22 protein-coding genes and 2 tRNA genes are annotated in these 20,955 nt (G+C 43.3%); 3 read left to right on the top strand and 21 right to left on the bottom strand.

Going from position 1 to position 20,955, the window contains the following annotated elements:
• Positions 1–174 precede the first annotated feature (174 nt).
• The 3 genes from IGJ15_RS03630 to IGJ15_RS03620 all read right to left on the bottom strand — a co-directional run bounded on the left by IGJ15_RS03630 (position 175) and on the right by IGJ15_RS03620 (position 2,278).
• Entirely contained in the window at positions 175–1,485 is a 1,311-nt protein-coding gene (locus tag IGJ15_RS03630; RefSeq protein WP_231434754.1) for a DEAD/DEAH box helicase, read from the bottom strand.
• Between the two features lie 106 nt (positions 1,486–1,591).
• On the bottom strand, positions 1,592–1,912 hold the full coding sequence (locus tag IGJ15_RS03625; protein WP_005228768.1) for a PTS sugar transporter subunit IIB: 321 nt from the start codon (positions 1,910–1,912) through the stop codon (positions 1,592–1,594).
• A gap of 72 nt (positions 1,913–1,984) precedes the next feature.
• Positions 1,985–2,278, bottom strand: a complete 294-nt coding sequence (locus IGJ15_RS03620) for a DUF7662 domain-containing protein (RefSeq protein WP_231434755.1) — start codon at positions 2,276–2,278, stop codon at positions 1,985–1,987.
• A 110-nt stretch (positions 2,279–2,388) separates the two neighbouring features.
• Between IGJ15_RS03620 and IGJ15_RS03615 the strand changes: the two genes are divergently transcribed.
• Entirely contained in the window at positions 2,389–3,030 is a 642-nt protein-coding gene (locus IGJ15_RS03615) for a YigZ family protein (protein ID WP_086337984.1), read from the top strand.
• Between the two features lie 193 nt (positions 3,031–3,223).
• Here the strand turns inward: IGJ15_RS03615 and IGJ15_RS03610 are convergent, their stop codons facing one another.
• Together IGJ15_RS03610 and IGJ15_RS03605 are read right to left on the bottom strand one after the other, a co-directional pair.
• Complete coding sequence (locus tag IGJ15_RS03610) at positions 3,224–3,931, bottom strand: GntR family transcriptional regulator (protein ID WP_005228765.1); 708 nt, start codon at positions 3,929–3,931, stop codon at positions 3,224–3,226.
• Between the two features lie 198 nt (positions 3,932–4,129).
• Positions 4,130–8,356 (bottom strand): 2-hydroxyacyl-CoA dehydratase, encoded by a 4,227-nt coding sequence (locus IGJ15_RS03605; RefSeq protein WP_231434756.1) that lies wholly within the window; start codon positions 8,354–8,356, stop codon positions 4,130–4,132.
• 174 nt (positions 8,357–8,530) lie between these two features.
• Between IGJ15_RS03605 and IGJ15_RS03600 the strand changes: the two genes are divergently transcribed.
• Positions 8,531–9,136: a TetR/AcrR family transcriptional regulator gene (locus IGJ15_RS03600; RefSeq protein WP_086337982.1), complete on the top strand. Its 606-nt coding sequence runs from the start codon at positions 8,531–8,533 to the stop codon at positions 9,134–9,136.
• A 49-nt stretch (positions 9,137–9,185) separates the two neighbouring features.
• On the opposite strand, the gene IGJ15_RS03595 is transcribed toward IGJ15_RS03600, so the two are convergent.
• The 10 genes from IGJ15_RS03595 to IGJ15_RS03550 form a co-directional block, all read right to left on the bottom strand.
• Positions 9,186–9,353, bottom strand: a complete 168-nt coding sequence (locus IGJ15_RS03595; protein ID WP_005228760.1) for a hypothetical protein — start codon at positions 9,351–9,353, stop codon at positions 9,186–9,188.
• A 152-nt stretch (positions 9,354–9,505) separates the two neighbouring features.
• A tRNA-Gln gene (locus IGJ15_RS03590) sits at positions 9,506–9,577 on the bottom strand.
• 4 nt (positions 9,578–9,581) lie between these two features.
• Positions 9,582–9,665 (bottom strand) — tRNA-Tyr (locus IGJ15_RS03585).
• Positions 9,666–9,750: 85 nt separating this feature from the next.
• A complete protein-coding gene (locus IGJ15_RS03580; protein ID WP_005228752.1) occupies positions 9,751–9,984 on the bottom strand; it encodes a DUF2969 domain-containing protein in 234 nt (77 codons plus the stop codon).
• A gap of 126 nt (positions 9,985–10,110) precedes the next feature.
• Positions 10,111–10,758, bottom strand: a complete 648-nt coding sequence (locus IGJ15_RS03575; RefSeq protein ID WP_231434757.1) for a CBS and ACT domain-containing protein — start codon at positions 10,756–10,758, stop codon at positions 10,111–10,113.
• Between the two features lie 3 nt (positions 10,759–10,761).
• On the bottom strand, positions 10,762–11,463 hold the full coding sequence (locus tag IGJ15_RS03570) for an ABC transporter ATP-binding protein (protein ID WP_015510178.1): 702 nt from the start codon (positions 11,461–11,463) through the stop codon (positions 10,762–10,764).
• Positions 11,463–12,239, bottom strand: a complete 777-nt coding sequence (locus IGJ15_RS03565) for an ABC transporter ATP-binding protein (protein ID WP_015510179.1) — start codon at positions 12,237–12,239, stop codon at positions 11,463–11,465. Before IGJ15_RS03565 ends, IGJ15_RS03570 begins: the two co-directional genes overlap by 1 nt.
• Positions 12,220–13,197 (bottom strand): branched-chain amino acid ABC transporter permease, encoded by a 978-nt coding sequence (locus IGJ15_RS03560; protein WP_231434758.1) that lies wholly within the window; start codon positions 13,195–13,197, stop codon positions 12,220–12,222. Before IGJ15_RS03560 ends, IGJ15_RS03565 begins: the two co-directional genes overlap by 20 nt.
• Before the next feature lie 9 nt (positions 13,198–13,206).
• Positions 13,207–14,085, bottom strand: coding sequence for a branched-chain amino acid ABC transporter permease (locus tag IGJ15_RS03555; protein ID WP_005228742.1), 879 nt, complete (start codon positions 14,083–14,085; stop codon positions 13,207–13,209).
• Between the two features lie 108 nt (positions 14,086–14,193).
• Positions 14,194–15,381: an ABC transporter substrate-binding protein gene (locus IGJ15_RS03550; RefSeq protein ID WP_010749790.1), complete on the bottom strand. Its 1,188-nt coding sequence runs from the start codon at positions 15,379–15,381 to the stop codon at positions 14,194–14,196.
• Between the two features lie 385 nt (positions 15,382–15,766).
• Between IGJ15_RS03550 and IGJ15_RS03545 the strand changes: the two genes are divergently transcribed.
• Complete coding sequence (locus IGJ15_RS03545; protein WP_016249833.1) at positions 15,767–17,062, top strand: ISL3-like element ISEfa11 family transposase; 1,296 nt, start codon at positions 15,767–15,769, stop codon at positions 17,060–17,062.
• 125 nt (positions 17,063–17,187) lie between these two features.
• Here IGJ15_RS03545 and IGJ15_RS03540 read toward each other — a convergent pair whose 3' ends face one another.
• The 6 genes from IGJ15_RS03540 to IGJ15_RS03515 form a co-directional block, all read right to left on the bottom strand.
• Positions 17,188–18,069 (bottom strand): ROK family protein, encoded by an 882-nt coding sequence (locus IGJ15_RS03540; protein WP_231434759.1) that lies wholly within the window; start codon positions 18,067–18,069, stop codon positions 17,188–17,190.
• 123 nt (positions 18,070–18,192) lie between these two features.
• The gene (locus IGJ15_RS03535; RefSeq protein WP_061053131.1) at positions 18,193–18,651 is read right to left on the bottom strand and encodes a GNAT family N-acetyltransferase; all 459 of its coding nucleotides are present in this window, start codon (positions 18,649–18,651) and stop codon (positions 18,193–18,195) included.
• A 39-nt stretch (positions 18,652–18,690) separates the two neighbouring features.
• The gene (gene yidD, locus IGJ15_RS03530; RefSeq protein ID WP_008380886.1) at positions 18,691–18,966 is read right to left on the bottom strand and encodes a membrane protein insertion efficiency factor YidD; all 276 of its coding nucleotides are present in this window, start codon (positions 18,964–18,966) and stop codon (positions 18,691–18,693) included.
• A gap of 91 nt (positions 18,967–19,057) precedes the next feature.
• Entirely contained in the window at positions 19,058–19,234 is a 177-nt protein-coding gene (locus tag IGJ15_RS03525) for a DNA-directed RNA polymerase subunit beta (protein WP_005228723.1), read from the bottom strand.
• Positions 19,235–19,255: 21 nt separating this feature from the next.
• On the bottom strand, positions 19,256–20,548 hold the full coding sequence (gene murA / locus IGJ15_RS03520; protein ID WP_005228721.1) for a UDP-N-acetylglucosamine 1-carboxyvinyltransferase: 1,293 nt from the start codon (positions 20,546–20,548) through the stop codon (positions 19,256–19,258).
• Positions 20,549–20,638: 90 nt separating this feature from the next.
• On the bottom strand, positions 20,639–20,872 hold the full coding sequence (locus IGJ15_RS03515; protein ID WP_008380880.1) for a DUF1146 family protein: 234 nt from the start codon (positions 20,870–20,872) through the stop codon (positions 20,639–20,641).
• Positions 20,873–20,955 lie beyond the last annotated feature (83 nt).

Genomic DNA, 20,955 nt, shown 5'->3' with positions numbered 1-20,955 from the left:
AGACAATCGCTGCAAAACTCAGTTTCTTTTTTTCCACACGAAGGGCAGCAGGTTCGCCAATCGATCACTGAAAACTGTTGGGCACATTGCGGGCACAATTCATTTTCTGGGATACGCCAAGGAGCCAACACCTCAATGATCGTTCGTTCTCTAGGAAAAGTCCTTTTACACCAACTACACACCATCGGTCAGCCAGCTTTTTGCCAATTGGTTCATTTCCTTGATTTCGTTGAGTGCTTTTCGGATCGCTTCCGTCATTTGGTCGTAGAAAAAAATGACCTCCCCTTCCGTATAGGCCCCTTTACGATCGACACGACCAGCAATTTGCACGAGCGCCGATTTTGTAAAGACTGGATGATTAGCACCCAATACGATGACTGAGACGTTTTCAAACGTCACCCCACGCTCTAAAATCATCGTTGTAAACAACACCTTGTAAATCTGTCGACGAGCAGACGCTACTTTTTCGCTCCGTTTTTGATCTTGCGACGAAACGCTAGTCAAAGACCATGACGTGCCTTGTCGGCGGACAGCCGCTTCTACTTCCTTCATCAGCGCAATGCTTGGACAAAACACCAAGACAAAGTTTTTTTGAAGCAGCCGCTGCAACTGCTGCAGCAATGGTCGCAGCCAACGTTTTCTGCGATAAGCCTGCGCCCAGTGACTATAATGAACAGGTTTTGGAACGATCAATGGACGCTGATGAAACCGCAGCGGCATTCTCAAGACAGCGAATTTTCCACGAATTTCTTGCAGCAGTCGTTCTGAAGGCGTCGCACTTAAATAGATCAGACACCCGTTTTTGGCTAAGGCATTGTATAATCCGTAACGCAGCTGCGCATCGCCCTCGTAGGGAAATGCATCTACCTCATCCACCACGATCAGTTGAAAGCTCCGATAAAAATGCAGTAGCTGATGGGTGGTGGCAATAAGGATGTTTGTGTAGCGATAAGGCTCTTCTGATTTTCCATAAAGGAGCAAGCTTTCCTCTTGTGGAAATGCTTGCTGAATCCGCGGAAACAATTCACGACAAACATCGATCCGAGGTGAGACGATCGCCACTCGACCACCTTCTTGCCGAACGTAGCGGATCGTTTCAAAGATCATTTCGGTCTTCCCTGAACCCGTGACCGACCAAACAAGCGAGGATCGCTTTTGTCGACAATTAGACACCAATTGCTGGGAAATTTTTTGCTGGAACTGCGTCAATGCTCCTGGCCAGACGATGTGGTGATCAATGGCTGGACTATCCGTAGGTTGAATCACCAGTCGCCTATTTGATGTGATCCGACCATAGCGAATACAGGTTGGACAGTAATAGCTGCCTATCGGTAATTGCACCGACGGCTTGCGGTGGGAAGAACCGCATCGCTGACAAACGATTCTCTGCCCCTGCTCGAGCATTGCCGGTCGAGAATCAAAGGGTTTTCCTACATTCATTGTTTCATCTAAAACAAAAAATTGTCTTCCTTTTTGATTGGTCATAACATACACCTCAGTTTTAAGTACGCAAAAAAATCGGTTCAACTACTTTTTGAAAAGTACTTGAACCGATTACAGGTTTCTTGTTTGCTTCAACAGCAGGTCTTGCTTATTCGCCGATCAATGTCAAAGCTTGATCTAAGACTTTTTCGCCGTTCATCATGCCGTAATCTGCCATGTTGATTACTTCTAAAGGAATTCCTTTTGGCGCTAGACGTTTCTCAAAATCGCCTTTCATGAAACGAACTTGTGGTCCTAATAATAAAACATTTACGTCTTTGCTTTCTAAATGTTGATCTGCTTCTGAAGCGGAAACTGCAAAAATATCTGCTTCTAATCCTTTTGCTTCAGCTGCTTTTTGCATTTTTGTTACTAATAAGCTTGTACTCATTCCTGCAGAACAAACTAACATAATTGTTTTTTTCGCCATATCGAACACTCCTTGAATTTTAAGAATAAGATAACATTTCCTATCTCTAGTATAGAACAAGTTTGAAATTTGTCAACGCTTTCTATCCAGCAGCCAGTTTGATTTTACTAAACGGTTAAAAACGACATACTCTTTTTTTAAATTGACGAGGACTACCTCATAGCCGGCATTCAGCCACGCATAGGCCCCGTTTTCAGGATGTCGGTAATCATTTGCCCACCAATCCGTACTCTTGCGGGCACTTTTGGGCAAGCCAGATGCTGGGAAAAGAAATTCATCAAACTGTGTAAAGGTTAACGTAATTTGTGAACCGCCGTTGTTTTTTAAATAGTGCGTGATCGTATCGTACTTTTTGCGTCTACCCAAAGCAACTGCCTCCTCTTTTTCAGGTCTGTGTTGGTGCCTTTTTCTTTCTTCTATTTGTAACTTTCCTTCCGATTGCCTATACTAGAAACATAAAGGAGGCGATCGTACGCGTGACTTATCGAACGATCCGACAAGATGGAGAAACGGAAATAGAAATCAAAAAATCGCGTTTCATCTGTTCGTTAAAACGAATCCAATCAGAAGATGAAGCCAAAGCGTTTATACAAGCCCTCAAAAAAGAACATTGGAAGGCGAATCATCATTGCAGCGCCTATGTATTGGGTGAAAACCATGAGATCCAACGCAGCAGTGATGATGGTGAACCTAGCGGCACCGCTGGAGTACCGATTTTAGAAGTATTGAAGAAAAATGACTTGATCAATATGGTCGCTGTCGTTACCCGCTACTTCGGTGGAACGAAACTTGGCGCTGGCGGATTGATCCGCGCTTATTCCAGTTCAGCTTCCGCTGGCATCAAGGCGGTGGGAATTGTCGAAGGCGTTTTGCATCAAGAGCTTGCATTGACCATTGATTATCCCCTTTTAGGTAAGCTGCAAAACTATTTAGAACTGCAGAACATCTACGTAAAAGACATTGCTTATACCGAGAAAATCGTTGTTACCTTAATGATTCCCGAAGCAACGCTTGCCGACCAAGAAGCCGCTTTGATTGATTTGCTGCAAGGGCAAGTGCAGCTAAACAAAGGCAAGACCGAATATGTAGAGCGCCTCATCGAGGAGCCAACCGAGTAACTATGCAGGGCAAGCACCGGTCAGGTTTGCTTTTTTCCTCAAAGCGGGGACCCTTATGCCGCTTGCTGCAGCGAATGCAGGAACGCCCAATCGTTGAAAAACCGAATTGACCGATGCGGAGCAACAGCACGTATGCTCGCAGTGTCCTTTCGGCTTTTTCGCGTCTTTTTTGTTTCCAGCCGTCTCAGGCAGCTTATTTTTCCATATAAAATTCGAAACGATTGCCGACATATTGGGTGCGCACATATTCAAATGGTTGCCCATCTTCAAATGAAGTGATTTGCCGCATACGTAAAATCGCATCGCCGCGTTTGATTTGTAAATAATCAGCAATTTGCTCGGAAGCGACCATAGCTGAGATCGTTTGCGAAGCGCCGCCGATTTTCCGCTGTCCTTTTTCTTCCAACACTTTATAGAGGGAAGAGATGATCTCCTCCTTGCTAAAGTCATGAATAAACTTTTCAGGGATACTCGCTACTTCAAAACAGATCGGCACATCATCCGCATACCGAATCCGCTCCATCCGTAAAATCGTTTCGTGTCCTTCTAATTGCAGCTTTTCCATCTCACTGGAGCTAGGTGCCGTCAAGAAATAAGCGACCGCTTTGCTGGAAGGCTTACGACCAAGAGAATTCATAATTTCGGTAAAACTCGTCGTGCCCGTCATTTTCTCCTGTACTTTTTGGCGAGCCACATAAGTGCCAGAACCGATTTTGCGCTCAAGAATCCCCTCATCCGCTAAGGTTTGGATCGCTTGCCGCAACGTCATGCGACTCACGCCGAATTGTTTTGACAACTCCCGTTCTGAAGGCAGACGATCCCCGATTTTGTATGTATTGTTTTCGATATTGGCTTTGATTTGATCATGAATCTGGATATAAACAGGTAATTTTTCCACCACTACACATTCCTCCGTTCCCCTCCTATTATAACTGGTATATACCTAAATAGCTAATAAAAAAAGCAAAAACTGCTCAGTTTTTCTCAATTTGTGCGAACTCTTTCCCCATTTTATAGGCAGAAAAAGAAGTTATCACAAATTGTCCAAACAAGAGCAGTCTCTTTGCTTTTAAATTGGTTCGGTCGCTGGCTTGAGAATTTATTCAGCCAGCGCTTTATTGGCAGTTGCCATCAGCAAGCGGATACGATTCAATTGATTGACGATCGAGACACCTGGATCGTAATCAATCGCTGCAATGTTCGCCTGCGGGTATTGATGACGTAATTCTTTCATAACACCTTTTCCTACTACATGGTTAGGCAGGCAGCCAAATGGTTGCAGACAAATGATATTGTTGACATCATTTTCCAACAGATCAATCATCTCACCGGTCAAGAACCAGCCTTCTCCCGTATGATTGCCGATGGAAACAATCTCGCTCGCTTGCTCGGCAAGCTGATGGATCGAATGAATGCCCTCAAAGCGCGTTGACGCCCGCAACGCTTTATCCATTGGTTTTTGGAGCCGTTCAATCGCCATGATCGCAAAATCAGCGATCATTTTGCTTTTCTTCGCCATCCCCAAATGCTCGTAGCGCCAAATCTGATTGTAGAGGGAATAATTCATGAAGCCGACAATATCTGGTACGACCGCTTCCGCTCCTTCTGCTTCTAACAGGCGAACGACATCATTATTGGCAGTCGGTGAATACTTCACTAAAATCTCTCCCACGACACCGACACGTGGCTTCTTGATAGCATTTAACGGCACTTGATCAAAGTCTTGAATGATTTTCTTCATATTGCGATTAAAGAGGCTGAAGGAGCCATTGCGGACATTTTTGGCAATTTTTTCCAGCCATTCTTGGTGGAGCCGATCGACAGCCCCTGCTTCTTGCTCATATGGACGGGTGCGATAAACGACCCGTTCAAAGAGATCTCCGTATAAAAATGCCACCGCCAAGCGTTTCATCATCGGCAAGGTAAAGCGAAAGCCAGGATTTGATTCAACACCAGTATTGCCCATCGAAATAGATACCACCGGTACTTGCGGAAATCCTGCATCGTTCAATGCTTTACGTAACAAGGGAATATAGTTCGTTGCGCGACACCCACCGCCCGTCTGGGTCATCAATACGCTGGTGTTTTCGACGTCATATTCCCCGCTTTGTAACGCTTCTACCAGCTGTCCAATGGAAATGATGGCCGGGTAGCAGGCATCGTTATTGACAAAGCGCAAACCGACATTGACTGCTTCTCGATCTTCACTGGACAGACAGACCACTTGATACCCGGAAGCCTGCAAAGCGACATCTACTAATCCGCTTTGGTGGATGGGACTCAACATCGGCAATAAGAGCGTGTGCTGCTTTCGCATTTCTTTGGTAAAAATAATCTTTGCTGGTTCCTCGTATTGCTTTTTAGGAACAAAGTGCTGTTTATCCCGTTCGTTGACTGCTGCTTTCAAGGAACGCAACCGAATCCGAATCGCCCCAAGGTTTGCACCCTCATCGATTTTCAACACCGTATACAGCTTGCCATATTGCGCCATGATCTCTTCGACTTGATCGGTGGTCACTGCATCGATCCCGCAGCCGAAGGAGTTTAATTGAACCAATTCCAACTGCTTGTTTTTCGCCACCACTCGTGCAGCCGCATACAACCGTGAATGATAGACCCATTGATCCACGACCCGCAGATCGCCGACATTTGCTAAATGAGCAATACTGTCCTCGGTCAGTACATGAAAGCCTTCTTGGGTAATGACTTCCGCTATCCCATGGTTGATTTCAGGGTCCAAATGATACGGTCTTCCAGATAAAACGATCCCTTTTTGGTTGGTCGTCATCAGCATTCGCAGCGTTTCTTCTCCCCGTTGCGCAATATCTGCTTTGAACTGATCTAGTTCCTCGAAGCCGCTGCGCAGCGCTTGGGCAATTTCGTCTTCAGAAAAACCAAAATCTTGAAACGTCTCCATTAAGGTTTTGACCATTGAGGCTTCATCTGCCAGATTTAAAAATGGACAGCGGTAGTCAACCGCCCCTTCACGAATCGCATCGACGTTGTTACGAATCACTTCTGGATAGCTTTGTACGATTGGACAGTTAAAATGATTTTCAGCGGCAGTGTTCTCTACTCGCTCAAAAATGACTCCTGGATAAAAGATCAACGGTATGTTTTGATCGATCAGTGCTTGGATGTGTCCATGGGCTAGTTTGGCTGGGTAACAAACGGTATCGCTAGGAATCGTTTCGATCCCTTGCTCATATAGTTCTTTATTAGAACGCGGCGACAAGGTTACTCGAAATCCTAACTGGGTGAAAAAGGTATGCCATAGCGGATAATTTTCATAAAGATTCAACACTCTTGGTAAGCCGATTTCCCCATGGAGGGCATCTTTTTTACGCAAAGAACGGTACTTGAACAAGCGGCGGTATTTTTCATCCACGAGATTGACTTTGCGGTCTTCTTTTTTGATTTTGATCCGCGCACCACGTTCGCAGCGATTCCCCGTAATGAATTTTCGACCATCCGAAAAGAGGGTCACGGTTAATAAACAATTGTTTTCGCAAAGACCGCAATTTGTAAATTCTTTTTCTGCTTGAAAATCGGCCATTTCTGCAGGAGACAACAACGTACTGACATCGTCGATCGCCGCTTCTTCTAACGCGATCAACGCCGCCCCATAAGCGCCCATCAAGCCAGCGATCGATGGTCGTACGACTTCACGGCCGCTGATCAATTCAAAGGCGCGCAGAACCGCTTCATTATAGAAAGTCCCTCCTTGGCAGACGATTTTCTCGCCAAGATCTTCGGGGCGCCGAACCTTGATCACTTTATAGATAGCATTCTTTATGACCGAGTAAGACAAGCCAGCCGAAATGTCGCCAACAGAGGCTCCTTCTTTTTGGACCTGTTTGACTTTTGAGTTCATAAAGACGGTACAACGCGAACCCAGGTCAACCGGCGCTTGGGCTTTTGTCGCTGCCAGCGCAAATTCTTTAACATCCTGATTCATAGATTTGGCAAAGGTCTCAATGAACGAGCCGCATCCTGACGAACAGGCTTCATTTAGCTGAATCGAAGAAAGTGCACCGTCTTTGACTGTCATCGCCTTCATGTCTTGCCCACCAATGTCCAGGATAAAATCAACCCCTGGCTGGAAATGTTCAGCAGCTTTGTAATGGGCCATTGTTTCGACTTCACCGATATCGACCTTCAGTGCATGTTTGATCAGATGCTCACCGTACCCTGTGATCGTTGACTTTGCGATGTAAACGTCAGAAGGCATCTGACGATAAAGCTCTTGTAAAACCGCCATCGTTGTCGCTAACGGCTCGCCTTCATTGTTGCCATAAAAAGAAAACAACAAATCCCCTGCATCATTGATCAAGACAACTTTCGTTGTCGTTGATCCAGCATCGATACCCAAATAAGCAGCACCTTTATGCTCCGACAAAGGTTTTTCTGTAGCAACCGCTTGGGCATGGCGGGCACGAAAAACAGCCAGTTCTGCTTCGTCTTTGAATAAAGGATCTAGCGTATCTGTTGGCGCAAGTGTGCCGTCTTCTTCATTGGCTAAGCGGTCGCATAGTACAGAAAGCTGCTGCGCTTCTTCTGCATACAGTGCAGCCCCCATCGCCACAAATAGTTCTGGATTCTCGGGAAAAATGATATCTGCTTCTTGCAGGTTCAACGTATCGATAAATCGTTGACGCAATTCCGACATAAACGTCAGTGGACCGCCTAAGAAGGCTACCTTGCCTTTGATTTTACGACCAGCTGCTAAGCCAGCAATCGTTTGATTGACCACCGCTTGAAAAATACTCGCAGCAATGTCCGCTTTTGCCGCTCCTTCATTGATCAGCGGCTGCACATCAGTTTTGGCAAAGACCCCGCAGCGTGAGGCAATCGGATAAAGGGTTTGGTATCCCTTGGCTAGCTCATTGACCCCATTGGCATCCGTTTTCAATAAAACCGCCATCTGATCAATAAACGCACCGGTCCCACCGGCACAACTGCCATTCATCCGCTGCTCCAACGCACCTTCAAAAAAGGTGATCTTCGCATCTTCACCACCTAATTCGATCGCCACATCCGTTTCTGGGATCACTGTCTCGACTGTTTTGGTACAAGCGATGACCTCTTGGACAAAAGGGATCCGCAAAACTTCCGCCAGCCCCATTCCGCCTGATCCGGTAATCGCCAGCGCAACTGGCTGATCTTGGATTACTGCTTGCGCTTCTTTAATAATTTTTTCCGCTGCCTTTTGGATGTCTGCATAGTGTCGTTCATACCTTGAAAAACACGTTTGATTGCGTTCATCTAACAGAACCATCTTGACCGTTGTTGAACCGACATCGATGCCCGCCTTATATTTTTTCATTTGTTGCCTCCATCTAAACAACACTTTGTTGATTATCTAACAAGCCGTTTGTTATAATACTTATGTTCATTTTAATTCTTTTAATTGATAATTCAACAAACAATTCCAACGAAGGTGTGGGATAAACAACAATTAGACGTTTTTTGTCGTTTATTTTGAAAGGAAATTCACAATATGAAAAAATTGGATTTACGTGTTAAACGAACCAATAAGTACATTATTGAAGCCTTTATTCGCTTAGTTGAAGAAAAAGGCTTCGAGCAAGTGACTGTCCAAAATATCGCAGACGAAGCCATGATCAACCGCGCGACCTTCTATGCCCATTACAAAGACAAGCAAGACTTGTATGAAAAAATATTTGACTTGGCCGTCGAATCTTTTACCTCGATCCTTGACTTTGAAGATTTCGTTCAAGGCAATCGAATCAAGATCCGTAAAATCGAAGCGGCCATGACCGAACTTTTTATACACATTCAAAAGAATCGCTCTTTTTATTTGACGATCATGGATGCCTCTGCCATTGAGATCATTCGTAAAAAACTAGGGCTGATTTTAACGGAACGGTATCAAGAGATCTTTTCAACCTTGAAGATTACAGAAGGCGATCTTGAAGTGCCCTTAGACTTCATTATTGATTATATGACCTCAATATTTGTTGGCACGCTGCATTGGTGGCTAACGGCAGAAACAACGATGCACGCCGACCATTTAGCAAAACTCGTCATCAAACTAGTGGCAAACGGTCACCTAACTGTCTTGGGGATTGAAATTGAGGAATAAAAAAAGAAACTGCCTATATGCAGTTTCTCTCATGCTAATTGCCCTTCAATCAATGATTTTTTGCGCGCCATTTGATCGTGTCTTTTGTCTTACGCTGTTTTGTTACTTTGATTCCTTTTGGAGCCACACGAATCGCATAGTCTTCCTTTTTGACAACGTCATAGACATGCTCGGCAACTTCCGTTACTTTTTCTTTTAGATTCAGTTTAAATTTCATGTGTTTTCATCTCCCGAATGCTTTACTACTAGCGTATCGCAAATAAAAAAAATCTTCAACTTATAGCCCTTCCTCAAACCAAAAAAAATAATGGTTAAATAACGAAAAAAAACAGCAAGACTACTTGCTGTTTTTTCTGCGTATTCATCTGACTGGGGTAGCTGGATTCGAACCAACGCATGACGGAGTCAAAGTCCGTTGCCTTACCGCTTGGCTATACCCCAATAATGGTGGAGGAGAGTGGATTCGAACCACTGAACCCTAAGGAACGGATTTACAGTCCGTCGCGTTTAGCCACTTCGCTACTCCTCCAAAAGGTTTTTCTCAAACCTGACAATAGTTATAATACCGAAAAAGATAACAAATTGCAAGAGCAAAAAGTAAATTTTTCTAGAAATTATTCATGTAAATTCCATTGGCGAATAATCATCTCGATCGCAGCTTCTAAACTTCTGCTTGAACCTAGATCTTCATCCCCTAAAAAGCTTTGAAATTCTTTCGGTCCAGTCGTTAAAATCTCACCGATACGTTTTTTACCAATAAATAATTCATTGACGGTATAGTCTTTGCCATGAATGGCTTTCGTTGTTTCTTCAATACGGACTTCGATATCTTTATTTTTCTTAGACATGATTGCACCTCTTTCTTTACAGCACCTTCCTATTTTAACAGAAAACCAGCAAAAGAAAAAGAAAATCTCATCTGGAACGAAAAAAAGTAGTCAATCGTTGTGATCGACTACTTTTGCTGCTTTGTCTCATTTCTGGTTCGTCAAGACAGCACTGGTTACGGTATACCCCGCATCGCTTAAGATTTTCTCAATCGCTGCGACTTGGCGCGACTCTACTTGGATCTCAACAATCGTTTTTAGCGCCATCCGATTGACTACGATGGTCAAAATACTCATCTGATGATCGGCAAGCAGCTTGGTCACGTCTGCTAACACGCCTACATGGTCATCCGTGATCTCGATGGACACTCGGGTTCCACCATCATGGTAGCCAGTGATTTTCAAAAAGGCATAGAAAATATCATTGTTGGTAATGATTCCCACTAGGGTATCATCATCCATGACTGGTAAAACCCCCACGTTTTCACTACGCATGACGGAAATGGCGTCCTCTAATAGTGCATCTGGTTCAATCGTGGTCACTTTTTTCAACATGATATCAGCGACAGTCGTTTTATTTAAGAGATAGTTCATTTCATAAACACTTAAGCTTGTCGCTTTTGAGGGAGTTGCTTCAGCGATCGTTCCTTCTGTGATCAACCCTACTAATTTACCATCGTCAACGACGGGCAGACGGTGGATATCGTGCTGCTTCATTAAATCTACTGCATCAAAGATCGGTGTCTGCGAATCGACGGTGACGACCGTCTTCGTCATAAAATCACTTACACTCATTGTTTAGCCTCCTAGATACGCTTTTCTTACTTCATCACTTGCTAGTAATTCTTCTCCAGTACCTTCTAAAACGATTTTCCCCGTTTCTAATACATAGCCGCGATCGGCAATCGATAAAGCCATTTTTGCATTTTGTTCAATCAGCAGCACAGTCGTTCCTTGCTGCTTGATTTCTTGAATGATTGAAAAAATTTCTTTGATAAAAATCGGTGCCAAGCCCATCGAGGGCTCATCCAGCAAAAGCAAGCGCGGTTTTGACATCAATGCCCGCCCCATTGCCAACATCTGCTGCTCACCGCCAGATAATGTCGACGCATCTTGCGAGAGACGTTCTTTCAATACAGGAAACTTGCGGTAAACTTGTTCATAGTCTTCTTTGACACCACTGTCTTTACGCAAGAAGGCGCCCATCTCTAAGTTTTCTTGAACCGTCAATCCTGAAAAGACGTGCCGCCCTTCTGGCACTTGCGACAAGCCGTTTGCGACGATTTTTTGCGGTGCTTCTTTCTCAATTCGTTTTCCTTCAAAAGTGACTGAGCCATTTGAGGGGCGGATCAATCCAGAAATCGTCCGTAAAATCGTGGTTTTCCCTGCACCATTGGCACCAATCAGTGAAACGATCTCCCCTTGATTGACGTGGAAGGAAACATCATGGACCGCTTGGATCATGCCGTAGTGTACACTTAAATTTTGAATTTCCAGCATCAGATTTCCCCTCCTAGATAAGCTTCGATCACCCGCGGATTGTTTTTGATCTCTTCTGGTTCACCGTGGGCGATGACTTGGCCGTATTCCAGCACATAGATCCGTTCGCACACTTCCATGACCAAACTCATATCATGCTCAATCAAGAGGATCGTCAATTGAAAATCTTTTTGGATCTTATAGATCAACTTTGTCAGTTCTGTTGTTTCTTGAGGATTCATCCCCGCAGCCGGCTCGTCAAGAAACAGAATTTTTGGTTCTGTAGCCAATGCGCGTACGATCTCTAACCGACGCTGCTCGCCATAAGGCAAATTTTTCGCTAACGTTTGACTTTTGCCATCCATATCAAAGATCCGTAATAGCTCTAAGGCTTTTTTCTTCATGGACGCTTCGTTTTTGTAGTACTTTGGCAAACGCAGGATGCTAGTCAGCAGTCCTTCTTTATGCTTACTGTTCATAGCGATCAAGACGTTGTCCATCACAGTCAAATTTTTAAACAAGCGAATGTTTTGGAAGGTTCTTGAAAGACCTAAATCCGCAATTTTATAGGGCTTCACGCCATTTAAACGTTTTGGCTTACCTTGGGTCTCAAAAAGCACTTCCCCTTCACTAGGTTCATACACACCTGTCAGGAGATTAAAGAGCGTTGTCTTGCCAGCACCGTTTGGTCCAATCAATCCGACCAGCTCATTGGTATCTAAATGGAGGTCTACATGAGAAACAGCAGCTAAACCGCCAAAGTTTTTCGTTAAGCTTTTAACTTCTAATAGAGGCATCGTTGTCATCCCCCTTTTTTCTAAATTTATCCAGCAGTCCTTTTACGGAGAATTCCCATGTCCCTAAAAGTCCGCTTGGTTTAAAGATCATGATGATGATCAAAGCCAATGCATAAATGATCATGCGCAAATCAGAGAAGCCTTGCAAGTACATATTTAAGATTCCTAGCACTACTGCCGAGACAACTGCTCCTGTGGTACTCCCAAGCCCTCCAAAAACGACGATGATCAATACATCGATCGATTTCATAAAACCGTAATCTCGTGGGAAAACCGACTGCTGATAGCTGGCATAAAGGGTACCAGCAATGCTTGCCATCACTGCCCCCATTACAAACGCAATTACCTTGTATTTCGTTGTGTTGACCCCCATTGATTCTGCAGCGATCTCATCTTCCCGAATCGCTAAAGTCGCCCGACCTGATCCGCTATGGATAAAGTTTGACACGACAAGAATCGATAAAACGGCAAAGAGAAAGACGATCTGCCAATTACTGAATTGGGGCAATCCGAAAATTCCTGCAGGACCATTGGTCAAGCCTCGTAGGTTCACCAACAAGATCCGAATGATCTCTGCCACACCTAGGGTAGCGATCGCTAGATAGTCGCCTTTTAAACGGAGGGTCGGAATCCCAACCACTAATGCGACTGCACCAGAAACCAGCATCCCCACCAGTAAACCAGTTAAAAAGCCACCAAAGGTTGGATTGCTTGCCGACAGGATCGCGCCAGCATAAGCACCGATTGCCATAAATCCAGCATGTCCTAAGGAGAATTGCCCTGAAAAGCCGATGATCAGATTCAAACTGACTGCCAAGATGATATTGATTCCGATATTGACGATGATGGCATCAGAGAACAAATTGATCATTCCGCCATTGTAGGCTGCAAATAATCCAAAATAAAGAATAGCTGCCAGAGCGAGCCAGATTAAGTTGTAACGTAAATTCTTTTTCATTTCTGCCACCTACACTTTCTCTTTGATATTTTTGCCGAGGATCCCAGCTGGACGAACCAACAATATAATTATTAAAATGACATACACTAAAGCATCCTTATAATCAGAAAAACCAAGCGCTGTCGCTGCTGTTTCCACCAAACCGATCACAAAGCCACCTAAGGCTGCTCCAGGAATGATCCCGATCCCGCCGAGAACCGCTGCAACAAAAGATTTCAGACCAGGAACGACGCCCATTGATGGATCAATGGAATTATAATACAAACCGATCAGCATCCCGCCAGCTGCAGCCAAAGCCGAGCCTAAGGCAAAGGTAAAGGAAATCGTTCGATTGACATTGATCCCCATCAAACGCGCTGCATCTGCATCAACACTTACTGCCCGCATCGCTTTTCCCATACGGGTCTTTTTCACGATCAATTGCAAGAGAATCATTAAGGTAACCGAAACAGCCAAGATCAATAACTGGACATTACTTACTTGAACAAACCCGATGGAATAAGTTTGTCGTTCAATCGCTTGCGGAAAGGGGCGCACATTGGCTGAAAAGAAAAAGATCATGACATTTTGCAAAAAATAAGAAACCCCGATTGCCGTGATCAGTGCCGAAATTCGCGTGGAATTGCGTAAGGGACGATACGCTAAAAATTCGATCGTTACCCCAAGAGCTGCACTGGCGATCATTGAAATGAACAACGCGGGGAAAAACCCTAATTGCCATTGATTGATCAAAAAGTAACCGATAAAACTACCGATCATGTAAACTTCTCCGTGGGCGAAGTTGATCAACTTGATGATGCCATACACCATCGTATAACCCAACGCTAACAAGGCATAGATACTGCCTAGAAACAAGCCGTTGATCAATTGTTGGATCATCATTTCCATATACTCACTTCCAATATCATTTATTATGGTCATTCTTTTAGAGAAAAGAAACTGAGACAAACACATCAGGTCTGTCCCAGTTTTCACTGCCAAACAACTGCGGGTTTTTTAAGGTTCCACAGTGTCTGCTGAGGTTTCTTTCCCGTCAGTCAATCCTAAAACAACTGCTGATTTTTCAGGGTTATGATTTTCATCCATCGTGATTTCACCGGTCACACCGACAAAGTCTTTCAGTTCAGACAAACCAGCTGCGATCGCCAATGAATCTGCTGAGTTTTGATCTTCGATCGCTTGTTTGATCATATAAACAGCATCATAGGCTAATGCATTAAAAGCAGAAGGTTCTTTGCCATATTTTTCATTGAAAGCTGCCACAAACGGCTCAACTTTGTCGTTTGCTGGTGCTTTGGTAGAGAAGTGACCTGTATAGTAAACATTGCTGACATTTTCTGCACCAGCTGTTTGAACCATTTTTTCATCACCGAATCCATCCGCACCAATGATTGCTTGATCAATTCCTAATTCTCGCGCTTGCTTGATGATCAAACCAGCTTCTGTGTAGTAGCCTGGAATGAACAAGACATCGAAGTCGACATCTTTGATTCTTGTAAGAACTGCTTGGAAATCTTTGTCGCCTTCGGTAAAGTTATCCTCTAAGACGATTTCGCCTGGGTAGCTTTCTTTAAATGCTTCCGTCAAACCAATTGCGTAGTCACTTGAGTTATCACCCAAGATTACGGCTTTTGAAGCATCCAAATTTTCTGCTGCATATTTTGCCAAGATTGTTCCTTGGAAGCTATCTTGGAAACAAGAACGGAATGCAAATTCTTGGACTTTTCCACTGGTGTAAGTAATCGCATCATCGGTACCTGAAGGAGTGACCATCGGTACTTGGGCTCTCGTCACATTCGGTAAAGCCGCTTTTGTGGCACCTGAAGTTGCTGGTCCAATAATGGCAACGACTTTATCGTTGGTTGCTAAGTTGGCTGCTACTGTCGCAGCTTCATTGTTATCTGATTTGTTATCTTTCGAAATGATTTCAATTTGTTTTCCAAGAACGCCGCCGGCAGCATTGATTTCTTCGACTGCCAAGTCGATCCCCTCTTTTTCAGCCGTCCCATAAGCAGCAACTGCTCCAGACAACTCTAAGTTGGCACCAATCTTAATGGTATCTCCCTCTTGTTTATTGCCACCTTCAGCAGCACCACTGCTATCCGTTGGTCCACCTGTTGGTCCTGCACTACAAGCTGTCAATAAAAACAAACTCGCAAACAAAAATGCAAATTTCTTTTTCATAATTTTCCTCTCCTTTACTTCCCCTGAATATGTTATCCAATATACTGAAAAATCTAGGAAATGTCAACGAATTATCAGAATATTTCACCTATTCAGAATTTATTTTTTTCGCCGATAAAAAATGGTGTTTTTAAAACATTGATCCAGCAACAATGGAATCGCTTTTCTAATTTTCGAATAAAAAGAAAAGCAAGCAAAGTTTTTTCCCCTTTGCTTGCTGCTGGTATGCTTTGATTCGCTACTTTTTTCGGCTCTATAATTTATGGGACTGATGAATCAGAATTGATTCTTCAGCCCCATTTTCATTTTAGGTATTAAAAAACATATCGTTCTCTAGTATGATTAAATCACCACAAAATAAACAACTGAGAGGACGATATGCTATATGAATGATTCTATCAAAAAAATGCTGAGAATAATAGAGAAAGATTTGATGATTACAGAGGTCTCTTACGAGACCCTTCAGAAGAAAAAGACGTTGGTCGTCGATGCTGTTCTCTCGCCTACTCCTCGTGCTTGTAGAAGTTGTGGTTCTACTGTGGTAGATGGAAACGGGAAAGCAATTATAGTGAAAAATGGGAAGAAGGAAACAATTGTCCGTTTTGAACAATACAATCATATGCCTTTGGTTATGCGCCTAAAAAAGCAGCGCTATACCTGTAAAAACTGTCGCACCCATTGGACTGCTCAAAGTTATTTTGTCCAACCCAGACATTCAATCGCAAATCATGTTAGATATAAAATTGCTTCTTTACTGACTGAAAAAGTATCTTTATCTTTTATTGCGAAAAGCTGTCAGGTATCTTTGACCACCGTTATTCGTACATTGAAAGAGTTTAAAAGCTATTTACCAAAGCAATCTAAGAAGATTCTCCCAAGAGTATTGATGGTTGATGAATTTCGTTCGCATGCTTCCATAGAAGATAAAATGAGCTTTATTTGTGCAGATGGCGAAACAGGAAAATTAATAGATGTTTTGCCTACGCGTAAATTACCTCGATTAACAAGCTATTTCTTAGGTTGTACCAATCCAGAAGAAGTAGAATTCTTGGTGACAGACATGAACGCCGCCTACTTCCAGCTCACCAAACGTGTTCTGCCAAATGCGAAAGTCGTGATTGATCGGTTTCATATTGTCAAACACATGAATCAAGCGTTCAATGAGTTGCGTATCCGTGAAATGAATGAACTTCGTAAAGCCGGACAGAAAAGCCAGGCAGAAAAACTGAAAAAGAACTGGCGCTTTTTGCTAAAAAATCGTGCAAACATCAACCATTATGAATACAAAACATGGAAAAGTTTCCGAGCACCAAAATACCCATTTCTTACTGAAGCAATGATGATTGATCGATTGCTTGAGTTTTCTCCGCCCCTAAAGGAGGCGTATCGCTTTTTTCATGAATTAGTTGAAGCCTTTCGAGACAAAGACCCTGACTTATTTTTCTCCTTATTGGCAGAACTTCCCGAAACGTTAGATGACGGCTTTCGGGAAAAGCTTCAAAACCTTCTGACCTATGAAGAAGGCATCACCAACGCAATGATCTATCCTTATTCCAATGGAAAAATAGAAGCGAAGAATACCCACATAAAGACAATGAAACGAGTATCCTACGGATTTAAATCATTCGAGAACATGAGAATTAGAATCTTTTTGATCAATCAATTAATCAATGTAAGATAACAAAAAATCTGAGCCAGAATCTGGTTCATTCTGACCCAGATTTGATTTTGCACAACTCATCAGTCCTTATTGACAAAGAGCCCTTTTTTCATCAAACGGACGTTTGAAAACATTACATCCTCATGTTAGCAGCTGTTTCGTGGATACAATGCTTGAAAATTTGCCGCCGCCCCAACTAAATTGGCATCATTGCGATAGTCACATAGCTTGATCAGTGGGACGAAATCATTTAATGCTTGATCCGCCAACATTTTTTTCAAGCGCTGGTCAACTTCTTCTAACAAGCCTTTTTTGGCACTGACACCACCGCCGATAATGATCACTTCAGGATCAAAAGCAAACTGAATACTGAACAGTCCTTGTGCTAAATAGTTGTAAAATTTATTGACTTCCTCGATCGCAATGGCATCGCCATCTTCTGCACGTTGAAAGACCTCTTCACCGGTAATCGTCGTTCGATCCACTCCGATCCGATCACAATACCGCCAGGCCATCTGAACCGCTGTCCCTAGTTGCGAAAATGTTTTGCCTTGATCTAGGATCATCAACCCAAATTCGCCACCGTATAAATGTGCCCCACGGACTAGCTCACCATTTTGAAACAGGGTACCGCCAACGCCTGTTCCGATCACAACGAAGGCTGCTTGCTGATACTCTTTGCCCGCTCCTTGATAAAATTCAGCCATCCCAGCGCAATTGGCATCATTTTCGATGGTTACGGGTACCCCAAACGCTGCTTCGAGTTCTGAGTAAATATCAAACCCATGGATATAAGGGATCGCACTAATGCCGTCGATCCGCCGTTCTTGGGCATTGACCGCACCTGGCGCACTGATTCCAACGCCTTCAATCTCTTCATCTACACTTGCCCTCACTTGCTGCAGCTGTGCTTTCATTTCCTCCCAAGTATTTGGAGTAGTGAACTTCCCTTTACTCACCAAAGAATCTTGTGCCCAGACGCCATATTTTACTGCTGAACCACCCATATCAAAGACTAAAATCACCATTTTTTTCCCTCAATCCTTTATTATTCTGATACTGTCTATTTTACCGCAAGTCGGCGCTTGAAGAAAGCGATTTCCGAGGACAAGAAAAAACAGTCTCATTCACTTAGACTGTCTCTTCATCCATTAGAGTTGTTTTTCCAAAATCACTTGATCGAACAGCTGCTGCCCATTCTCAAAAATCGGTTCGACATAGTGGGTGGTGAAATAATTCTTCACCCGCTCTTTTTCAACATAGCCTTGCTTTTGGTACAAAGTCAAGGCTGCAGAGGGCAGACTACCAGTTTTGATCACTACGATCGGCCGTTTTGCCCCGAGGTGCTGACTGAGGATCGCTTCTTCGGCAGCTTGTAGCAATTGACGACCGATGCCCATTCCTTGCTTTTCTGGAGAAACAGCCACATTCATAATCTCCCAGTTCTTGCCTTGATTTTGATAAACTAACACACCAATCATTTCTCCAGCTTCTTCATAAACAAGTGTTTGGCTATTATATAGATAGCTTTCTACGACTGCTTTTTCAGGATCTGCATCCAGCAGCAACGCCCAAGGATACGCTTCATTAGGGGTGATTGGACGAATCATGGCTTTTTGGCTCCTTTTTTATATTTCTGTTGATTCCTTTTAACTTTTCCGATAACGGTACGTTGGTTTGACTTTGTCTTGCGTATTTCGTTTTAAAGTAAACGTCTGGGGTACGTAATCTATTCCGCCTTTTACAAAGGGATGGCAGCGTAAGATACGAGCTACCCCCATCAAACCTCCTTTGGCTGCTCCATGGACTTGGATGGCTTGGATCATGTATCCTGAGCAAGTCGGATAATAACGACAGCTAGGAGGAAATAATGGGGAAATAAAACGTTGATAGAAACGAACAAAGCCGATCAAAAGTTTACTCATTCCTTGCCAGCCTTTCTTTTTAGCGTACGATTCAGTAAAGATAGATAGAAAAAACTAGGACTCAGCACGTGGCGTAAGTCCTAGTTATCGTTTATTTCATAAACTCAAAGATATGATTCCAAAGACTTGGAGAGAATACTTTAAATGGACTGCCGTCACCGATCACTCCATAGCCGATCATCGTTCCTGCTAGGAACAATAAAATAGCTAATAAAATGACGATTAGAATTTTTATCAAGCTAGTTAAAATATAACGGTTCAACTTCACTTTTTTTCTCTCCTACTCCTATTAGGCGTTAACTGGTACGACTTCTTCTACTGCGTCAGAAACTCGTTCAACAGATGCCCCTAATTGTTGCAATTTTTCGTGGAATTTGTAGTAGCCGCGATCCAAATATTTTAGATTGCGGACACGCGTCCGTCCCGTTGAACGCAGACCTAATAAAATCAACGCTGCTGCGGCACGTAAATCTGTCGCATAGACCAGCGCGCCTTGTAATTCATGACCGCCTTCGATCACTGCAACGTTGCCGTCAATTTTCACATGGGCATTCATGCGACGCATTTCTTCTAAATGTTGGAAACGATTCTCAAATACCGTTTCATTCACAACACTCGTTCCTTGCGCTAATAATTGAATAGCAGACATTTGCGCTTGCATGTCCGTAGGAAAACCTGGATGAGGCATTGTTTTTACATCTGTTGCCTTCAATTGTTCAGGTCCAACGACACGAATCCCTTCAGCGACTTCAGTCACTTCTGCGCCCATTTCGATCAATTTTGAAATCAATGGACGATTGTGCTCTGAGATCGCATCTTTAATAATAACGTCTCCTTGAGTCATCGCTGCTGCAACCATAAAGGTTCCTGCTTCGATACGGTCTTGCACGATCGAATGATCTACTGCATGCAGGTGTTCGACACCTTCAATACGCATCGTTTCGGTTCCTGCACCAAAGACCTTGGCACCCATTTTATTCAAAATGTTTGCTAAATCAACGATTTCTGGCTCACGAGCGACGTTTTCGATGATGGTGATGCCTTTAGCTTTTACGGCAGCCATCATGATATTTTGCGTTGCGCCGACACTTGGGAAATCCAAGTAAATGCTATTGCCTTTTAACTCATCGGCGATCGCTTCTATGTATCCATCTTTTTGGATGATTTGCGCGCCTAGTGCTTGAAATCCCTTCAAATGTAAATCAATTGGTCGTTTGCCGATTGCACAGCCACCAGGCATTGCCACTTTGGCATGTCCATTACGGGCTAACAAAGGCCCCATGACTACGATTGAAGCGCGCATTTGGCTCACATATTCATACGGTGCTTCGATTGCTAATTCTTGTGACGCATCGATCGTCATTGTGTTGTTTTCTTCTTCAAAATCGATTGCGACATTTAAATGCCGAATCACTTCTTTCATTGTTAATACATCGGAAAGGATCGGTACATTTGTTAATGTCGTTGTTCCTTCTTCCGCTAATAAGCTTGCCGCTAAGATAGGTAGAACAGCATTTTTTGCCCCTTCGATCTTCACTGTTCCAGTTAATCGATTACCACCTTGAACGATCATCTCTTCCATTTATGTTCCCTCCAAATAATGCAGTGACTCACACAAATCTTGCCAATTATAGCATAATATTCGGTGTTTTTGCATATATTAATGAAATTCTTAAAAACCTGTTAAAAATAAATTACGACATAGCGCAATCAACTCAAGGAAAAAAGTACTGGCGGTGTAGCCTAATGCAATCGCAAGAAACACCATGACCATTCGTATCTGAGTCGTTCGTAAGGCTTTAAAAAAAGCATCGATCCGCACAGATTGCAATGCCCAAAATGCTAAATAGATGAACGCTAAATGACTCACGATTCGAATGATTGCATCAATTCCATACACTTGCATACTTTCTGCTCCTTTTTTCATAATTGAACATTCCTATCATACCACAAAGATGTCAAGATAAAAAATAATCTTTCTTGAAACCT

This window comes from Enterococcus sp. AZ079, from assembly GCF_050547255.1.
GTDB lineage: Bacteria > Bacillota > Bacilli > Lactobacillales > Enterococcaceae > Enterococcus_D > Enterococcus_D casseliflavus.
The sequence above is the reverse complement of the archived record's forward strand: the minus strand, read 5'-3'. Positions and strand labels throughout refer to the sequence as shown.

Coding starts and splice junctions, on each gene's coding strand:
- IGJ15_RS03550 (WP_010749790.1), bottom strand. CDS start 15,381: ATGAAAAAGAAATTTGCATTTTTGTTTGCGAGTTTGTTTTTATTGACA.
- IGJ15_RS03570 (WP_015510178.1), bottom strand. CDS start 11,463: ATGCTGGAAATTCAAAATTTAAGTGTACACTACGGCATGATCCAAGCG.
- IGJ15_RS03555 (WP_005228742.1), bottom strand. CDS start 14,085: ATGGAAATGATGATCCAACAATTGATCAACGGCTTGTTTCTAGGCAGT.
- IGJ15_RS03625 (WP_005228768.1), bottom strand. CDS start 1,912: ATGGCGAAAAAAACAATTATGTTAGTTTGTTCTGCAGGAATGAGTACA.
- IGJ15_RS03605 (WP_231434756.1), bottom strand. CDS start 8,356: ATGAAAAAATATAAGGCGGGCATCGATGTCGGTTCAACAACGGTCAAG.
- IGJ15_RS03565 (WP_015510179.1), bottom strand. CDS start 12,239: ATGCCTCTATTAGAAGTTAAAAGCTTAACGAAAAACTTTGGCGGTTTA.
- IGJ15_RS03540 (WP_231434759.1), bottom strand. CDS start 18,069: ATGGTGATTTTAGTCTTTGATATGGGTGGTTCAGCAGTAAAATATGGC.
- yidD (WP_008380886.1), bottom strand. CDS start 18,966: ATGAGTAAACTTTTGATCGGCTTTGTTCGTTTCTATCAACGTTTTATT.
- murA (WP_005228721.1), bottom strand. CDS start 20,548: ATGGAAGAGATGATCGTTCAAGGTGGTAATCGATTAACTGGAACAGTG.
- IGJ15_RS03600 (WP_086337982.1), top strand. CDS start 8,531: ATGAAAAAATTGGATTTACGTGTTAAACGAACCAATAAGTACATTATT.
- IGJ15_RS03580 (WP_005228752.1), bottom strand. CDS start 9,984: ATGTCTAAGAAAAATAAAGATATCGAAGTCCGTATTGAAGAAACAACG.
- IGJ15_RS03535 (WP_061053131.1), bottom strand. CDS start 18,651: ATGATTCGTCCAATCACCCCTAATGAAGCGTATCCTTGGGCGTTGCTG.
- IGJ15_RS03575 (WP_231434757.1), bottom strand. CDS start 10,758: ATGAGTGTAAGTGATTTTATGACGAAGACGGTCGTCACCGTCGATTCG.
- IGJ15_RS03545 (WP_016249833.1), top strand. CDS start 15,767: ATGAATGATTCTATCAAAAAAATGCTGAGAATAATAGAGAAAGATTTG.
- IGJ15_RS03595 (WP_005228760.1), bottom strand. CDS start 9,353: ATGAAATTTAAACTGAATCTAAAAGAAAAAGTAACGGAAGTTGCCGAG.
- IGJ15_RS03515 (WP_008380880.1), bottom strand. CDS start 20,872: ATGCAAGTGTATGGAATTGATGCAATCATTCGAATCGTGAGTCATTTA.
- IGJ15_RS03630 (WP_231434754.1), bottom strand. CDS start 1,485: ATGACCAATCAAAAAGGAAGACAATTTTTTGTTTTAGATGAAACAATG.
- IGJ15_RS03560 (WP_231434758.1), bottom strand. CDS start 13,197: ATGAAAAAGAATTTACGTTACAACTTAATCTGGCTCGCTCTGGCAGCT.